Below are 17,363 nucleotides of genomic sequence, written 5' to 3' on the forward strand. Positions count from 1 at the left end.
TATGTGAGGTATTAATTGTATTTATGTTCGGTATGGATAAACTCTTTAGAGGCTCCGCGCAGGCGGAAGAAGTTCAGGAACATCAAGATAAACAATATGGGTAAGCTTAAAATCGCATTGCGCAATTTCTTGTCTACCAGGTAATCAGGTATAGCCATACTGAAGGTGATGCACAACATCAATAGTAGTCCCCACCACTTGATCGACATCGTCCAATCCATCCAGGTCATAAACAGGGCCAATAAGGTAATGAAACCGAACAGGATCACACGGGGGAACATCATCCATTGGAACAGTTTATTACAATAGTCCCATTTGCCGCGCAACATAGACAGAGGCAATGATCCAATACCGGAGAATAGGTTGGTGAACTGCGTGGCCAACCAGCGGCGACGTTGCTGGTAGAAGCTGGCTTTATTCGCCACCTTTTCATCGTACGTATAGACATTCTCCAGGTATTCAATGTAGATGTTTTGTTTCAGAAGGATCATCTCTAACTGTTTATCCACACCGACATGCTTGGCTTCCCAGATACTTTCTTTAAACAGATCGTATTCAAATGCCATACCCGAACCTACCAATCCGGAAGAGAATCCCAGACGCGTATGTCCTTTTCGGAAGATCGAGTTGTTGATCTCCTCACTGACCGCATCCAATACCGCTACACTGGTATTGCTGTTTTTTGCCACACGATGGGTTTGTACAGCGGCACATCCGGAATAGAATGCGTCGTTGATCCGGTCTAAAAAGTCCGGATCCACCACATTGTCGGCATCCATAATCACGACCACATCGAATTTCATTTTCTTTTCTTCAATGTAATCCATTGCTTTCCGTAGCGCGTTGGTCTTTGAACTATTGGGCAGATTAATCTCCACCACATGTGCTGAACTCTCTATTAACTTTCGATTGGTCTCTTCGGTCATTTGGTCGGAGATGACAATTACCTCGAACAACTCCCGAGGATAGGCCTGCAGCAAGAATGTTTTGACAGAGTTCATGATTACCACATCCTCTCTGTATGCAGGAAATAATACGGCATAGCGATATTTTTTCTTCGCTGTCGGATACTGGTATTTTCTTTTGCGCAGAGAAAAAAGCGCAAAGATAAAAAGGTATAATACGGAAATAAGAAAAATAAGAAATACAATGGCTTCTCCAACTAACCATATATTCTCATTCTTTTGTATCCACTCATTTCCCATTAAGAGATATTGTTCCATATGTCTTATTTTTTTCTTTTAATCGTTCTATTTCTTTGTCAAAATATTCTCCTTTTAGTACCAATGCTAATCCGGTATAAGCAATGATAGCAGTTGGGAATTGTCCCCAAAATGGATTACCATAGGCACTGATGAACATGCCGAATATCCCACATAGGAATCCGGAAAGAACACCTTTTAGTTCTTTATTCTTTACTTTAAACATCAGGATCCAGCATCCCTTGACTATAACCAAGAAGTGAATTGCTAAATAGAGGATGAGCCCGATAATTCCTGTTTCTACCCAGATCTTGACATACCAGGAGTCGTTTGGGATCATAGTAGTTAGTCTAATAGAGATATCTTTGTTCTCTCCGCCGGATAAACCTAGTCCCTCTCCGAAAGGTTTGTCTTTTAGATGGGCAGCTAATATTTTCTGGTTTTCTTTGCGCACATTGAAAGAGGCGTCTTCTGTAGGCCTAAAAGCCGTTCGCATCCTTCGTATTTGTTGATTGCCTTCACCTATAGTCGTAAAGGCAAAAAATACATAAATGACAAGCAGAGCAAAACCAGAAATAGTGAGGATTTTATAGTTTTTACTGACGATAGCAAAAAGTGCTAATCCGGCTAAAGGAACGACCATCGCCCCTCGAGTACCTGAAAGGAACATCGCATAAATGGAGAGGAGAGATACGATAAAATAGAAACACTTTAGGAAGCTATTCTTGAAATAACAGGCTGTAATAAAGAAGATTACTCCAGCACACCCCATGTTCGAGCCAAAATTACTCGCATCGGTGAAAAAAGAGAAATAGCGTGTGCCTGAGTGTATCAGGTGTGTTAAATATCCGCCATTGTTTAGCCACCGAGCTTCTGCATAATCAAATCCTAAACTTCGTTGCATGAATGCTTTGGCGCAGGCCAAGAGTGTAAAAATGGCTAAAGTAAATAGGATGTGTTTGACGTATTTGTATTTATTGAAAAGCAAAGCTACAATGAGTGCGATCACAATCCCGTTGATGGCTAAGCCTCTAGACAAAACCCATGCCTTGACAACCCCAGAAGGGTTGTAGATTTCTGCCAGGCAATAGAGCATCCATATAAAGCATCCAATAGTTAAAATATTGATAGCGTACGACCATTCAATATTCCGGAGCAGAGCTGTATGAATGAATATTAAGACCAGAGTGCTTGCCATAAGGGTATCCATTAAAAAACTAATTCCTGAGATATCCACATATCGACTAATCCCCATAACAAAATAGTTCAATGTAAAAATAAAGAAAAATAAAGTGATAGGCTCTTTTATAGTCTGTACTAAAAGAATCAAGAGAAATGGAATGATCACAATAGCCCATGTCATCCCCATCTGACTGCGCAGCAGAGAAAGGATGATGCCTATCAACCCTGGTAATAAAAGCAGGTTGATGGTCTTGAGCTTATTGATGGATGTTCCTGTTTTCTCCATAAAATATTATTTAACAGCAGTTTCACTGGAAGTGAGCCCCATATAGATCACCCGGTTTGCGGTTGTCCGGATTGAGTTTTCCGGAGGCAATTGCCCGGTGAAATCTTCAACAGCTTCACGGGTTGCGTTGTTCAGGTATATAAAGAGAGGAGCATCTCCAGCCATTTCATTGAGATAACGAATAAATTCTTCGTCACTAATTTTCCACACCCGTTGCGCGTTGGCCACGAGGATATTTACATCCGCTTTTTTCAATAAAGACACAGGGATGCTGTTTCTGTAAACAGCAGGATATTCAACCAATACAATATTGGCATGGCCCGCACCCTCTGTACCGTTATGCAACATACTGAAATCCGTTGCTTGTATGAAATTTTTATTTTTCTCTTCGTCAATACTGATATGTTGGGCAATAAGTCCCTGATCTTCCCATTGCTCGAGCAGGTAGTTCGAAACAAAACTTTTCCCCTCCCTATCTTCAATACTTAATATATTGATATAAATAGGTCTGTCGGGTTTGAGATAGCTATTTAACCGATTACAGATATAAGTAGCTGATATACGATTACAAGCTTTGATATATCCACGATATTTCAATTGGATATTTCCGGTGAACGCTCCTAATACCGGCATTTTTGTTAAGCGACGCGTTCTTTCTGCATCCCGTAAAGTTCTATCCAATAATTCAATCATTAGGTTACATCCGACAATAAAGATGATACTGCCGACAAAGGATGCAATAATAAAAAGCAAACGTTTACTCCCTTCGCTCGTAAGTGGGAAGGTGGGGGGAGAGATGGTGTTGAGATTAGATGAACTTAGTTGAATGTTTTTTTGACGCAACTTTGCTAAGTTCAAAGCATGCAATATCTCTAAGTATGTTTGTTCTGTAATTCGGATTTCTCTTTCTCTTCGATTTAATTGTGTCCCAACTGGTGAGAATATGCGATATTCACTTAAGAACTCATCCCGGCGTTTGTCTAATATGTTTAGTTCTGCTTCTGCTCGGGTACTTCTGATAAGCTCTTCTAACCATTTGGTTACTAGGTCGTCAACAGCAACTCCTTCTTTCGAGTACTTAAATTCTTCCAATTCTTCTGTTAAAAGGGCTATGTTCTTCTCAATAGTTCTTAATTGCCCTCGGTAATTTTCTAATTCACTATTTGCTTCCAGATCATCTCCAATGCCAAATGTTTCAAGCTCTGTGATCTTACCATTGATAGAGGATAATTCATTCAATGAATTAATGAATGCCGTATTTGAACGGATTAATTTTCCTCTGGTTTCCATTTGTTTCTCTAACTCTTGAACAAGTTTAGACGAACTCTCAAAATCCCTTAGGATTAACTCGTATCGATTGTTGAAATCAGAAAAAGAATTGGAGAGTGCTTTTGTTTGCTCTGAATAATTGATAACACCGTTTTCTATATTGTATGCAGTCAGTTCATTCTCTTGAGTATTGAGATCTTGACGGACTTTCTCTAGCTCTTTTTCATAATGCTTAACGATATCATTGACCGTACGGTAGCGAATGCCGTCATAGGTTTTCACCAACTCATCATGTAAGAGTTTAACTGTGTTAAGGGCAATACCCGGATCGTCTGAAGTGTAAGAAATCTCCACCAAGTCACTGTTCTGAATTCTTTTTACCGATGTTTTTTGTAAACTTTTATAACTGAAGTGAGGATTGGTTCCGTTGAATAACCTAAACAGAAAGTTTTTAGGATCTTCGTTTTTATATTGATTGAGTAGCTCTATTGTTTTCTCTAAGGAAGTTGTATCGATTAATGCAATAACTTCTGCAGGTACTATCTTCATTAAGTTCCTATAACTGCTTGCTTTGATATCCATATTATCTTCTTCCGTACTACCGTAGATCATGGATCGTGCAAACAAGTTTGTAGAGACATTTTCTAACGTACCTTTGGCTTGTGTCAAGTTTATCAGGTTGTCAAACGTATTGTTCAATACCACCGTATTTGGCTGGTCGGAATCTAGTGTGGAATTATAGGCAATACCCGTATAGATACTCGTAGTAACGGTATAAGGCGTAGATAAAAACTTAGAGAAGTAGGCCACCAACGCTGTTACCACCAAACTACCTAAGATAATCTGGTATCTGATTCTATATAAGAAACGAGATATAAATAGAGTGATATCCATATTAGCGATTCATTATTTTTACATTCGTAAGCATTTCTAATAAAGTGATTGAGTTGTGCAACTCTGCGCGTCCTTCCTGATAACTGACAACAGCTCCTGAACGTCTGCTTCTTTCTAATGAAAGTTCGATGATTGAAATTCTTCCATTAATAAAATCTTGTTCGGAAATCTTCATTTGCGCATTATACAATGCCGCGGCATCCGATTTGGCTTTCAGGGTAGCTAGGATACTGATCACGCCATTGTAGGCTTCCAATATCATTAGTTTTCTCTCTTCAATCGACATGGCATATTCGTATTCGATCTTCCGTAACTTGGCCCGCTGCGCCTTTACTTTATGTTTCTGGCTGAACAGATCGCCGATGGGTATATATAATGTAAGGCCGGCATAGCCGGTATGCTGGTTACTACCCGTGCTGGTGAGAAACTGGGGATCCTCAGTGGTGGATTGTGAGGTGAGTGATGCTATCCTCCCATATTGATAGGAACCAACGATCCGGAAATAATCCAGCCACTTCCTTTGGGCAATCACCAGATTGGCCTGTTCTTCATCGCGGTTGGCTTCGTAGCGTTGCACGGATGGGTGGTCGTAGACGGATTGCAGGAAGACTTCCAACGGAGGAAGTTGCACCCGCTCATAATCACCCAGCATCGCTTGTATGGAGTCGGTGCCCGTGTCGGCAGCAGTCACGGCAACAATTGTTTTATTGTCTGTGGTCTTTTTCTGTCCGTAAATCAGTAGGGATGGACAAAGAAGTAGGAATAGAATAATAACGGTGTGCTTCATAAGTAACACGTTTAGCGCTTATACATCTTCTTTCTGTACAAAGGCAAAGAATGTCTTGATGATAATTCTTATATCCCCCCAGAATGAAAATGTTTGTGCATATTTGATATCTAATTGTTTTCTTTCTTCGGCCGACATGGCTTCCGAGCCGCCGCGTTTCTCTACCTGCCACAGGCCGGTCAGGCCTGCCGGTGCCATGAAACGGAGAATACTCTCGTCGCTGGTTAACAGCTCTGCCTCATACATGGGAAGAGGACGATTACCTACAACCGACATATCTCCCTTTAAGATATTGAATAACTGAGGCAGTTCGTCAATGCTGTATTTACGGATAAAACGGCCGGTGCGGGTAATGCGCGGGTCGTTCTTCATTTTGAAGAACGCGTTGGCTTTTTCTGTTCGTTTGGTTTTCAGGTAATCGGTTTCCGATGTCATGGCGGTGTCGGAGAAGAGCAGGATCGTATCGTCACCCACCATCAACGGTTTCTCTTCCGGCACATTGCCTGCGACTGCAACTTCAGCAGCAGCGGCAGCGGCTGCTTCTTCCATCACATATTGATTTTGTTTTTTTAATTCCGCCACGCGTTTGTCCGCATCGGCATACATGGATCGGAATTTATAAAAATCGAATATCTTATAGTTGGACCCGACGCGTTTGGCTTTATACACAATCTTCCCTTTACTTTCCAACCGGATAAATAAAGCGGTAAGGATAAACAGGGGAGATAATGCCAGGATAGCCGCGAGGGAAAAGAAGATATCAAAAGCTCTTTTCCATATCGGTAGTTTTATCTGGGAAAGGTTTACTACGCCATCGGTGGTGGACGAAGAAATGACTTTGGTACGTCCCTGGAAGGTTTTGGCAAAGCCTACGATCTTATGTAATTCGTCTCCGGAGATCGTTTCGGAAATCATGCAGTCGATCCCCGCCTTGAGGTAGGGCATCTTCTCTTCTTTGTTTAGCGGGGCGCTCACCAAGATGATATACACATCGACATGCTGGTTTCTTAAAAGATTTACAGTCAGCATATCCGACTGAATATTCTTCCGTTCCATAAAGACACAACAGTCAACACTCGTTTCTCTCGAATGTTTTGCTTGCAAAAGGTAGTTGCTTAACTCCAACCTATTTGCACATATTGAAATGTCTTCTCCTAATTCGGCTTGTAGATGCTCTGCTATCCTTGTGTTATTTCCGAAAAAGATGTACTTCATTGTTTCAATACTCTCTTGACTCTAACCTTAAGTTCTTCGGGATTAAACGGCTTGAGAATAAAATCTTCAGCTCCTTCTTCAAACAGACGGATACGGTCTTCACTACCATCTACACTGGATAATATAAAGACAGGGATGTCGCTAAACATATCATTTGCTTTCAGGTAAATAAGGAATTCTTCACCTGTCATTTCCGGCATATTAATATCTGAGATGATCAGATCGGGTATATTCCCACTGGAAAGCCATGCAATGGCGATCAACGGGTTTTCCACATATTTCACCTCATACGCCGACAAATAGAGCATGATTATCTTAGCTATTTCCGGTTTATCATCAACTAAGAGAATTGACTTCTTCATAGAGCCTTTACAAATTAGAGCCTTTTCAATTTAATAATTAGTTACAAATGTATGAAAAAAAAGTTAGAAACAACAGGAAGCATGCGAATTTTGCTGAAAATGCGGATATGCTTCCTATCCCTTGATCTTTCTACCTTCGCTTTAGAAACAGAATAAGGGGGGAATTGTTCGCCATTTGGCACGGAAATGAAGAAAAAAGAAGAGGTTGTATCCTTGTTTTGGATACAACCTCTCCGGCTGATGTTTATATCGAGCAATATATCAATGGAATAACATATCGGGGGTAACGGGCGAGAATTTCTCCGCGTCGGACTTCCGCAACAGGATACCGCCGCCATTCCAGTTTGAAGGCCATCCACCGATGATATGGCCGAGGAATACCACTTTAACCTCATGCAGACCTTTGGCAAGGGCTACCGACCGGTCGTTGCGCGAGAAGCGTTTCACTTCGCCCCGGTTGTTGACGATCAGTTTGCCGTCGATCCATACTTCTTCATTGTCGGACGAGACATAATAGACGCCGTCTTCCGGGATTGTGAGATAGCCGTTGGCAATGGCTGCGTATTGGTTGACACCGCGCATCGATTCGCTTGTCTTCACCACCCGGGTCAGTTCCCGCAGGGAAGGAATGACTGACGATTTCCATTCTTTGGCATTCGCCAATTGATCCACGTCGAGGAAGTAGCCGTAGGTTACATCCATCTTCAGGCCGGGTTGGGTCGGTGCCACTTCTTTGGCCGGTGCCAGCGCTTGTTTCTCTACGGTGATGGTGCGCACCTGGCTCATCTTGCCGGAAAGCATCACCGAACGGATCTTCAGTGTCGTGGATTCCGTCAGTTCGATGGGCGCTTCATAAACCGTCGATTCGGCTGTCGGTTCCGTTCCGTCTAAGGTGTAGACCACTTTGATCGGACGTGAAGTCTTGAATGCCAGTGTCGCTTTATCGGTGAAAGCCACGAAGTCGCAAGAGCCACCCATTTGTTCCGGCAGGGGAATATAATAGTTGATGCCGTAGGCGTCGAGACGAACGCAGGCATTGTCGATCCGGCGTTCGAAGTCTTTATAGTCTTTCCGGTCCAGAGCCGTCCAGCCGATTTCCGCCAGGGCAAGGATACGCGGGAAGATGCGGTATTCCCGCAGCTCGTTGGTGTACATATATTCCGACCAGGTGTTGCACTGCACGCCCAGGATATATTTCTCTTTCCCTTGTTCGACAAGCACGGCCGGGGTGGGGTTGTAGTTGTAAACCGTTTCGATCGTAGCCGAGCCTCCGATGGTTACCGGATCGATCTTCGGATCGCCTTCGAAGCGGTCGAGATACATACCGTCGTTTTGCGGAGTCATCACCACATAATGCTCCATATTTGCCGCAGCGATACCGCCTTGTTCGCCCCGCCACGACATCACCATCGCGGTAGGAGCCAGGCCTCCTTCGAGGATCTCATCCCAGCCGATGATCTTCTTGCCGTATTTGGCTAATACCTTCTCCATCCGTTGCACGAAATAACTCTGCAGGCGTTCCTCAGCCGTATGGCCGTCTTTGGCTTGCAGTTTCTCCTCGCGGATGCGTTTCTGGCAAAGGGGGCAGGCCTTCCATTCGCTCTTGGGACATTCGTCGCCACCGATATGGATGATATCACTGGGGAAAAGTTCGATCACTTCTTTGAATACATCTTCCAGGAATTCGAAGGTTTCTTCTTTACCGGCACAGAACACAACATCTTCAACGCCCCAGATGATGCGCGGCGTGCTTTCGATGCCCGAGCAGGAGAGTTCCGGATAAGCCGCTATCGCTGCCATGCCGTGGCCGGGCAGTTCGATTTCGGGGATCACCGTGATAAAGCGGTCGGCAGCATATTGCACCACTTCTTTGACCTCTTCCTGCGTATAGTATCCGCCGTATTCAAAACCTTCGCCTTCGATCCGCTTGGAGCCGATCTCCGTCAGTTTGGGGTATTTTTTGATCTCGATACGCCAGCCCTGGTCGTCGGTCAGATGCCAGTGCATCGTGTTGACTTTGAACAGCGACAATACATCGAGTTGTCTTTTCACTTCTTCCACCGTCATAAAATGGCGACAGGGATCCAGGTGGATACCACGCCAGCCGAAGCGGGGTTCGTCTTTGATCGTCACGGCGGGAATGGTCCAGGCCATGCCATTTACCAACGCCGGATTTTCGATCTCGGCGGGCAACAACTGCATCAACGATTGCATACCATAGAACAGCCCCTGCGCGGTTTTGCCTTTGACCGTCACCTGCTGGGGCGTGACTTCCAGCGTGTAGCCTTCATCGTTTACCTCCAGGGTGTTGTCTATAGACAGGGCAATGCCTTTGCCCGTAGCCGTTTCGCTCGTGGCTAATGGGAATCCGGTAGACCGTCTGATCTTCAACGCAAAGAAGTCCGCGATGGTTTTAGCTTCCTCCTGGGAAGCATAGATCGTGGTGCCTTTGTTTAGTGTAAAACTTCCTTCTTCCTGCACCAGGCTTAAAGGTGCGGGGATAATGTTGATGCCTTGATTGTGAGGCATTTGTTTTGTCGGTGTTTCACTACACGACAGCATAAAACAGAGTGCCATGGCGGCACCGATTGATGTAATTAGTCTTCTCATGAATTAATTTATTATAATAAAGAATGAAAAATGAAGAATGAGGTCCTCCTCATTCTTCATTTATTATGATTTACCACGCAAACAAAGGATAATCCTTCATAATCTGGTTCACTTTTTCGTGTACGGCTTTTGCGGTGTTCGCACATTCGGGAGCAGCAAGTACGGTGTCGATCAGTTCAACAACCTCCTGCATCACCGGCTCTTTCACACCGCGTGACGTAATCGCAGGTGTTCCCACCCGGATACCGGAGGTCTGGAAAGCTGAGCGGCTATCGAACGGCACCATGTTTTTGTTTACCGTAATATCGGCAGCTACCAATGCTTTTTCCGCCACTTTACCGGTCAGATCAGGATATTTCGTGCGCAGGTCGATCAGCATACTATGGTTGTCGGTACCACCGGAGATGATCTTGTATCCCTTGTCGATAAACGCTTGTGCCAGGGCAGCCGCGTTTTTCTTCACCTGCATCTGATACGTTTTGTATTCGGGTTCCAATGCTTCGCCGAAGGCAACAGCTTTGGCGGCGATCACATGTTCCAGCGGGCCTCCTTGCATTCCGGGGAATACGGCAGAGTCTAACAACTGAGACATCATTCTGATTTCACCCTTAGGCGTTTTCTTTCCCCACGGATTTTCAAAGTCTTTACCCAAGAGGATGATACCACCACGCGGACCGCGCAGGGTCTTATGCGTCGTAGAGGTAACGATATGCGCATATTCCAACGGATTGTTCAACAGTCCGGCAGCGATCAAACCGGCCGGATGCGCCATGTCGATCATCAGAAGAGCGCCTACCTTATCGGCAATCTCGCGCATACGTTTATAATCCCATTCGCGGGAATAGGCCGAGCCACCACCGACGATCACTTTCGGTTTTTCGCGCAGGGCGACTTCTTCCATCTGATCGTAGTCGACCATTCCGGTGTCTTCTTTTACATTATATTCCGTTGCCCGGTAAAGGATACCGGAGCTGTTCACGGGCGAACCATGCGAAAGGTGTCCGCCATGTGAAAGATTTAATCCCAGGAACGTGTCCCCAGGGTTCATGGTTGCCAGGAATACGGCTGCGTTAGCCTGCGCTCCTGAATGTGGTTGTACGTTAGCCCATTCGGCGTTGAACAGTTTTTTCAACCGCTCGATGGCCAATGTCTCACTTTCATCGACTACTTCACAGCCTCCATAATAGCGTTTCCCGGGATAACCTTCGGCGTATTTGTTGGTTAAAACACTACCCATGGCCTCCATCACCTGGTCGCTGACAAAGTTTTCCGAAGCAATCAATTCGATACCTTTTAGCTGGCGTTGCTTTTCTCTCTCAATAATGTCAAAAATGACAGTGTCTCTTTTCATTACCTGTAAATCTTTGGTTGTTAGACTTTATTCTTCTGACGGCAGAAGATTTGCGACAAATGTACAATTTTTTTCTTTGTAAAAGACCTATTTTTTCGCTTGCAAAATGCCAAACGATAAGGTAATGAAAATGAATCTATTGTAAGGAGCATTCATTTGTTGATAATTATCAACAAGTTTGTTGATAGTTATCAACAGATCTGTTGACAATTATCAACAAATGTGTTGACGGTTGTCAACAAATATATACTCCTTGTCTTCGCTGCCACAGTACCCCTTTTTCAAACTACCGGTCGTTTTTGAAGAGAATATTAATATCTCATTTTCAATGGTTTAGAAGTTTGGCGTTATTCGTTACTTCGTAGGTCGTTGACCTTTGTGAAATCAATCCCAAACGAAGTTCTCCACAATATTTGCTTTACGCTTCGCTAAGCGACCTTCGGTTCGGGGTGATCCAAAAAAAACTCCCCAGCCAATGCGGCCGGGGAGTTGTTGAATAGATCTGTATGTATGAAGCGTGTTTTACTTGTGTGTATCTTAGTTGTAATAGAAGTCTTGCAGTTCGCCTTGCAGTTCCTGGCGGGCGGTGAAGATGCGGCTTTTGACGGTTCCCATCGGGATGTCCAGTCGTTCGGCGATCTCGTTGTATTTGTATCCGCTGACGTACATGGCAAACGGGATGCGCATTTCTTCGTTTAAGCTTTCGATTGCTTTGTTGATTTCTTTGATGTCACAGGTGCCTTCCGGAGTGTCGAAGCCGGAATGGCTGATCGTGTCTACATTATATACATCGGTACCTTTGTCGACCATTGTCTGTACACGTACGACCTTGTGATAGTTGTTGATGAAGATGTTGCGCATCACGGTCAGTACCCAACCTTTGAAATTGGTATTGTCCGTAAACTTGTCCTGATTGTCTAAAACTTTCAACGTGGTGTCTTGCAATAAGTCCTGTGCGTCTTCTCTGTTTGCGGTTAACTGCATGGCAAAACACATCATGTTGTCTTGAAGTCCCAATAATTGCGTCTGAAATACATTCGTCGTGTTCATGATAAAATCCTTTAAAAAATCGCTGTTTAATAACTCAATATTTACCCTTAATAACCGGTCTTTCGCGTCGACCGATAGGCGAATGTACGTCGGGTATCAGAGGTGGTGAAATTTTTTTTTGAAAAAAAGAGGTGAAAAACTGTAAGTCGGTTGAATTTGTTGAAATGAACAGGAAAATGAACAGGATTTACAACTGGCACAAGTTGTGCATTTTAATTTCCTCAATAAAGTGATTACAAATTTCAAGTAAGGTCCCGGCTTTCAAGAGCTGCATATCATACGTGGATAAGCTGGCGCCGGGTTATCCGTGTGGGGAAGAAACGACAAACCAGGGATTGAGCAGGTCTTCTTTGTTGTAAGTCAACGGTGTTTTCCGGTCGGTCTGACAGACTGAGCAACCGGCGGCCCGTGCGATGGCGTCGCCGGCGGCCGTGTCCCACTCCATGGTGGGTGCGAAACGGGGGTAGATATCGGCCGATCCTTCAGCAACGGCACAGATCTTCAGGCTACTGCCCACGGAGATGAGGGTGACGGGCTGTCCCTGTTTGCGCAGGTCTTCAATGCATGCGGTCGTCTCTTCCGACTGGTGCGAACGGGAGGCGACCACCACAATGCCCTGATGACTGGTTGCCAGCGGCAAGCGCAGGGCACGTTGTTTGATCTCCGAATAGGACGGTTGATATTGGCAGTCGATACCGGCAACCTTATAAGCGCCGGTCTGTTGCGAAGCATAGTAGAGTGCTTTCCGGCAGGGCACATAGATCACACCCAGGCGCGGGATACCTTCTTCCACCAGGGCGATATTTACCGTAAACTCTCCGTTGCGTTTGATAAACTCTTTCGTGCCGTCTAACGGATCCACAATCCAGAGGTTTTGCCAGTGGGCACGCGTCGCATAGGGGATCGTCCGGCCTTCCTCGCTGAGCAGTGGGAAAGGAGTCGACTGCAGGGCTTCGGCTATCACCTCATGCGCCGCCTTATCCGCCCGGGTCAGGGGTGAATGATCGGCTTTCATCTCCACACCGAAATCTGCCGCAGGATCTTCATACACTTCCATAATCGCCCGTCCCGCATCAATCGCCGCGCGGATCGCCACATACAAATAACTTGAACTTTGCATCTGATTGCTCTCCTTTTTGATGTGCAAAGATAGCGTATAAAAATATCTTGTTTATGTTTAGTTTATTTAAGAATATATTATATTTGTGTATTCGTTTGTGAACACTTTAATCAGCTATGGGCAATAACACACAACATCCCCACTCAGATGCTAACCCGACGGGAGAAGAAGGGCAGTCTTTTCGTGCGACCATTCAACAGATTTTACATATCATAACCCATTCCGAAGCCTCTGTCGCTATCAATGACGGATTGGCTCAGGTGCTTTCGTACTTCGATTCGGACCGGGTGTATATCGGTTATTTCGATGAGACGGAGTCGTGCTTGTCTTTTATCCACGAGATATCTGCCGACGGCAAGATGAATCTGGATGATTTCCTGCGCAGTCAGTTCAATGGCTCCACGGTGCTTTATGAGAAAGATTTCCCCTGGTGGATCGGGAATATGAAGAAAGGCATCGATACGGTGATCTCGGAAATGCAAGACCTTCCGCCGGAAGCCGCATTCGAACAAAGCCTGATGGTCAAGAACGGACTGAAGTCGACCCTGGCTACCTCGATCTATTCCGAAGGCAAAATACGGGGCTTTATAGGTATCGAATTTACCCGGAAGCATCACTACTGGACAGCATCTGATATCGAGAATGCCCATTTCTTTGCCGATCTGTTCTCTATCCTGATCGAAAACAAACAGATGCAGAAAACCATCAAAGACTCGTCGGTCGAGATCTTCAAGAGTAACGCGATCTTCAAGATTGTTTTTGAAGCTTTGCCCATCGGGATCGAACTCTATGACGAGAATGGATACCTAATAGATATCAACCCGTACGATCTGAATATCCTGGGCACGACGAGAGAAGAGATCCTGGGGATCAACCTTTTCGACAATCCGACAATCTCCGCCGAGAACCTCGAGCGGATCCGAAGCGGGAAAGAAGCGACATTCGAAAACGATTACAATTACAATACAATCAACGAAAAAGGTTATTACGCCACCACCCATTCCGACAAGGTCATGCGCCTGATCGGTAAATGTATCCCGCTGAGAGACCGGCAGGACGAGGTGTTCGGTTATGTATTGCTGGTTCACCACGATACCAGCTATTACCAGGAAAAAGAAAAACTGCACGATAGCCTGGAGAAACTGAAGATGGCAATCAACTCCGCCAATTCGTACATCTGGGAATACGATGTGAAGAAGGACGATATCCAGATCGACTTCAGCCTGTTGGACTATGAACATAATAAGATTGTTGATACTGATGAAGCTGTTGTGCAGACCAGCCGCGACGCTCACTTGGGACGGATCCATGAAGACGATATCGAGCGGGTATTGGGCCAGGTCCAACAGATCATTGCCGACAAGATCCCTTCGTTTACGGAGACCTACCGCCAGTATTTTCGGAATGAATTGTATTGGTACACCACTTTCTTCCGTACCTATAAATACGACGAGAATAACAAACCCTCGAAAATCATTTGCCTGACTCGTGATATCACCAAAGAGCGGGAGAACGAACTGGCGCTGATCAACGAAAAGGAGATGAACCGGGTCAAGACCGCCTTTATCGAGAATATGAGTCATGAATTGCGTACGCCGCTGAATGTGATCGTTGGTTTCTCCAATATCATTGCCGATACGAACGATACGGAGGAGAACAGTTACTTTATCGACCTGATCCGCAAGAACAACGAGATCCTGTTGCAGATCATCGACAGTATCCTGAGTTTCACGAAGATCGAGAGCGGCGCCATGCAATATGTCGTCAACGATGTCGACCTCAAAGAGATCTGCCGGGAAGCTGCCAGCCTGAAATCGTCGAACCAGAAAGACCATATCCAATTCCTTTTCGACGAGAACCTGCCATCGATCAAGACCCGTACCGATCGCGAACGCATGGTTCAGGTGATCTTCCATCTATTGGATAACGCCTATAAGTTCACCAACGAAGGAACGATCTCCCTGCATTATTATCCTTACAACGAGAAAGAAGTCCGTATAGAGATATCCGATACCGGTATCGGATTGACCGAAGAGGAGATCTCCAAGATGTTCAAGCACTTCTATAAAGCCGATGAATTCCAGGTAGGCCTGGGACTCGGCTTAAGCATCGCCAAAAAGATCATCGAAGACCTGGGCGGCAGTGTAGGCGTAAACTCAAAAAAAGGCGAAGGCTCAACCTTCTGGTTCCACTTGCCTCTGGCGTTGAGTAACTAATTGTTCCATTTGCGGAATTTTGTGGTCTGAATGCGCATACTGATGCATTCGGGATGTGTAAATGCTTTCTTCCGTTGAGAAACTTTCCTACATTTGTTGCTTCAAAGTGAGCATTCGGCTTCTAACTTCAGTAGGTATGAGTTTTGAGATGATTTTCGTTTTAGCGGGGTTAGCCCTGATGATCTTTGCTTTGATCAAAGACCTGATGCGCCCGGGGTTGACACTCTTTTCGGTTGTTGTCCTCTTTTTATGTGCAGGCATCCTGACGCCCAAAGAGATGCTGGAAGGCTTCAGCAATAAGGGTATGATCACGGTGGCTTTGCTTTTCCTTGTCAGCGAAGGGATCCGGCAGAGTGGCACGTTAAGCCAATTATTCAGCAAAGTTCTTCCCAAAGGGGAGACGACGGTGATCCGGTCGCAAGCCCGGTTGTTGCCTATACTTGCGGGTATGTCCGCCTTCCTCAATAATACGCCTATGGTGGTTATCTTTGCTCCGATCATTAAACGCTGGGCGGAGAAGGTGAAATTGCCGCCTACCAAATTTCTAATTCCATTGACTTATGCCGTGAGCCTGGGTGGGATCTGTACGTTGATCGGTACGTCTACGAACCTGGTGGTCAACGGCATGATTATGGAAGCGGGATACGATGGGCTGTCGATGTTCGAGATCGCCAAGATCGGTCTGCCTATTGCTATTGTCGGGGTCTTGTTCCTGATCCTTTTCTCCAATAAACTGTTGCCGGAGTCTCCGGCGAATCATTCGGAAGAGGCATCGGGAGAGAGTGAGAGAGAAGGGTTACATAAGATAGAAGCCGTACTGGGTCCCCGCTTTCCGGGGATCAATAAGACCTTGGGAGAGTTCAATTTCTTCCGCCATTACGGGGCGATCGTCAAAGAGGTGAAACGATCGGGCCAACGCATTCCGGGCAATCTGGATGATATCGTATTGCAGGATGGCGACAACCTGATCCTGTGGGGCGACGATTCGTTTATCCCTACCTGGGGCGAGTCGAGCGTGTTCCTTATTCTGTCGAACGGCAAAGAAGCTGAAAAGCCGATCTCCAATAAGAAGCGGTGGTTTGCCTTGGGCTTGTTTCTCTTTATGATCGCCGGGGCAACCCTTGGGGAGTTGCCGGCAACCAAAGAGGCTTTCCCGAATGTCAAACTGGATATGTTCTTCTTCGTTTGTGTGACGACCATCATTATGGCGTGGGCGAAGATCTTCCCGGCGCGGAAGTATACGAAATATATCTCCTGGGATATCCTGATCACCATCGCTTGTGCCTTTGCGATCAGTAAAGCGATTGAGAACTCCGGTGTGGCGGCTATGGCTGCCCGTTATATCATTAGCCTGTCGGAAAGCTTTGGACCGCACATGCTGTTGGCGATGACTTTCCTGATCACCGCCTTTTTCTCCCAACTGATCACCAACAATGCCGCGGCGGCGTTGGGTTTCCCTGTTGCCCTTTCGGTAGCTACGCAGTTGGGTGTCAATCCGATGCCTTTCTTTATGGTGATCTGTGTGGCTGCCTCTACCAGCTTTATCACACCGATCTGTTACCAGACCAATATGATCGTGCAGGGGATCGGGGGCTACTCGTTTATGGATTTTGTGAAGATCGGCACGCCATTGACGATTGTGGTCTTTCTGATGGCGATCTTTCTGGCGCCGGTGATATGGCCGTTCTGATCCGGGACGTGGCCCGGATCAAATTGATAATTGATAATTACTACTGATGCGTTAATTTTTTAATTTCAACCGTAACAGGTTGATTATATATAAGATACAAGCGTTCTTTGATTTTTTGATTTGAATTGA

Annotated in this window: 12 protein-coding genes; 2 read left to right on the forward strand and 10 right to left on the reverse strand. The window is 45.4% G+C overall.

What is annotated here, in order from left to right:
- Window positions 1-11 precede the first annotated feature (11 nt).
- The 10 genes from M2133_RS15275 to cysQ form a co-directional block, all read right to left on the reverse strand.
- Window positions 12-1,223: a glycosyltransferase family 2 protein gene (locus M2133_RS15275; RefSeq protein ID WP_346843249.1), complete on the reverse strand. Its 1,212-nt coding sequence runs from the start codon at window positions 1,221-1,223 to the stop codon at window positions 12-14.
- Entirely contained in the window at window positions 1,195-2,670 is a 1,476-nt protein-coding gene (locus M2133_RS15280; RefSeq protein WP_277467066.1) for an O-antigen ligase family protein, read from the reverse strand. The genes M2133_RS15275 and M2133_RS15280 overlap by 29 nt, the downstream gene beginning before the upstream one ends.
- Window positions 2,671-2,676: 6 nt before the next feature.
- Window positions 2,677-4,833 (reverse strand): hypothetical protein, encoded by a 2,157-nt coding sequence (locus M2133_RS15285; protein ID WP_277467067.1) that lies wholly within the window; start codon window positions 4,831-4,833, stop codon window positions 2,677-2,679.
- Between the two features lies 1 nt (window position 4,834).
- Window positions 4,835-5,620 (reverse strand): TolC family protein, encoded by a 786-nt coding sequence (locus tag M2133_RS15290; RefSeq protein WP_277467068.1) that lies wholly within the window; start codon window positions 5,618-5,620, stop codon window positions 4,835-4,837.
- Window positions 5,621-5,638: 18 nt separating this feature from the next.
- A complete protein-coding gene (locus tag M2133_RS15295) occupies window positions 5,639-6,676 on the reverse strand; it encodes a sugar transferase (protein ID WP_277467069.1) in 1,038 nt (345 codons plus the stop codon).
- 155 nt (window positions 6,677-6,831) lie between these two features.
- Window positions 6,832-7,197, reverse strand: a complete 366-nt coding sequence (locus M2133_RS15300; RefSeq protein WP_277467070.1) for a response regulator transcription factor — start codon at window positions 7,195-7,197, stop codon at window positions 6,832-6,834.
- Between the two features lie 261 nt (window positions 7,198-7,458).
- Window positions 7,459-9,807, reverse strand: a complete 2,349-nt coding sequence (locus M2133_RS15305; protein ID WP_277467071.1) for a family 20 glycosylhydrolase — start codon at window positions 9,805-9,807, stop codon at window positions 7,459-7,461.
- Window positions 9,808-9,877: 70 nt separating this feature from the next.
- Complete coding sequence (gene glyA, locus M2133_RS15310; RefSeq protein ID WP_277467072.1) at window positions 9,878-11,158, reverse strand: serine hydroxymethyltransferase; 1,281 nt, start codon at window positions 11,156-11,158, stop codon at window positions 9,878-9,880.
- A gap of 537 nt (window positions 11,159-11,695) precedes the next feature.
- Complete coding sequence (locus M2133_RS15315) at window positions 11,696-12,208, reverse strand: sigma-70 family RNA polymerase sigma factor (RefSeq protein ID WP_277467073.1); 513 nt, start codon at window positions 12,206-12,208, stop codon at window positions 11,696-11,698.
- 301 nt (window positions 12,209-12,509) lie between these two features.
- Entirely contained in the window at window positions 12,510-13,328 is an 819-nt protein-coding gene (cysQ, locus tag M2133_RS15320) for a 3'(2'),5'-bisphosphate nucleotidase CysQ (RefSeq protein WP_277467074.1), read from the reverse strand.
- A gap of 116 nt (window positions 13,329-13,444) precedes the next feature.
- Here cysQ and M2133_RS15325 point away from each other — a divergent pair, with 116 nt between their 5' ends.
- Window positions 13,445-15,544, forward strand: a complete 2,100-nt coding sequence (locus M2133_RS15325; RefSeq protein ID WP_277467075.1) for an ATP-binding protein — start codon at window positions 13,445-13,447, stop codon at window positions 15,542-15,544.
- Window positions 15,545-15,680: 136 nt separating this feature from the next.
- Window positions 15,681-17,234: an SLC13 family permease gene (locus M2133_RS15330; RefSeq protein WP_277467076.1), complete on the forward strand. Its 1,554-nt coding sequence runs from the start codon at window positions 15,681-15,683 to the stop codon at window positions 17,232-17,234.
- Window positions 17,235-17,363 lie beyond the last annotated feature (129 nt).

This window comes from Parabacteroides sp. PF5-6, from assembly GCF_029504695.1.
Taxonomy (GTDB): domain Bacteria; phylum Bacteroidota; class Bacteroidia; order Bacteroidales; family Tannerellaceae; genus QVMG01.

Bases quoted from the DNA above. Each gene is read 5' to 3' on its own strand.
- M2133_RS15275 (WP_346843249.1), bottom strand. From the start codon at position 1,223: ATGGAACAATATCTCTTAATGGGAAATGAGTGGATACAAAAGAATGAG.
- M2133_RS15280 (WP_277467066.1), bottom strand. From the start codon at position 2,670: ATGGAGAAAACAGGAACATCCATCAATAAGCTCAAGACCATCAACCTG.
- M2133_RS15285 (WP_277467067.1), bottom strand. From the start codon at position 4,833: ATGGATATCACTCTATTTATATCTCGTTTCTTATATAGAATCAGATAC.
- M2133_RS15290 (WP_277467068.1), bottom strand. From the start codon at position 5,620: ATGAAGCACACCGTTATTATTCTATTCCTACTTCTTTGTCCATCCCTA.
- M2133_RS15295 (WP_277467069.1), bottom strand. From the start codon at position 6,676: ATGGAACGGAAGAATATTCAGTCGGATATGCTGACTGTAAATCTTTTA.
- M2133_RS15300 (WP_277467070.1), bottom strand. From the start codon at position 7,197: ATGAAGAAGTCAATTCTCTTAGTTGATGATAAACCGGAAATAGCTAAG.
- M2133_RS15305 (WP_277467071.1), bottom strand. From the start codon at position 9,807: ATGAGAAGACTAATTACATCAATCGGTGCCGCCATGGCACTCTGTTTT.
- glyA (WP_277467072.1), bottom strand. From the start codon at position 11,158: ATGAAAAGAGACACTGTCATTTTTGACATTATTGAGAGAGAAAAGCAA.
- M2133_RS15315 (WP_277467073.1), bottom strand. From the start codon at position 12,208: ATGAACACGACGAATGTATTTCAGACGCAATTATTGGGACTTCAAGAC.
- cysQ (WP_277467074.1), bottom strand. From the start codon at position 13,328: ATGCAAAGTTCAAGTTATTTGTATGTGGCGATCCGCGCGGCGATTGAT.
- M2133_RS15325 (WP_277467075.1), top strand. From the start codon at position 13,445: ATGGGCAATAACACACAACATCCCCACTCAGATGCTAACCCGACGGGA.
- M2133_RS15330 (WP_277467076.1), top strand. From the start codon at position 15,681: ATGAGTTTTGAGATGATTTTCGTTTTAGCGGGGTTAGCCCTGATGATC.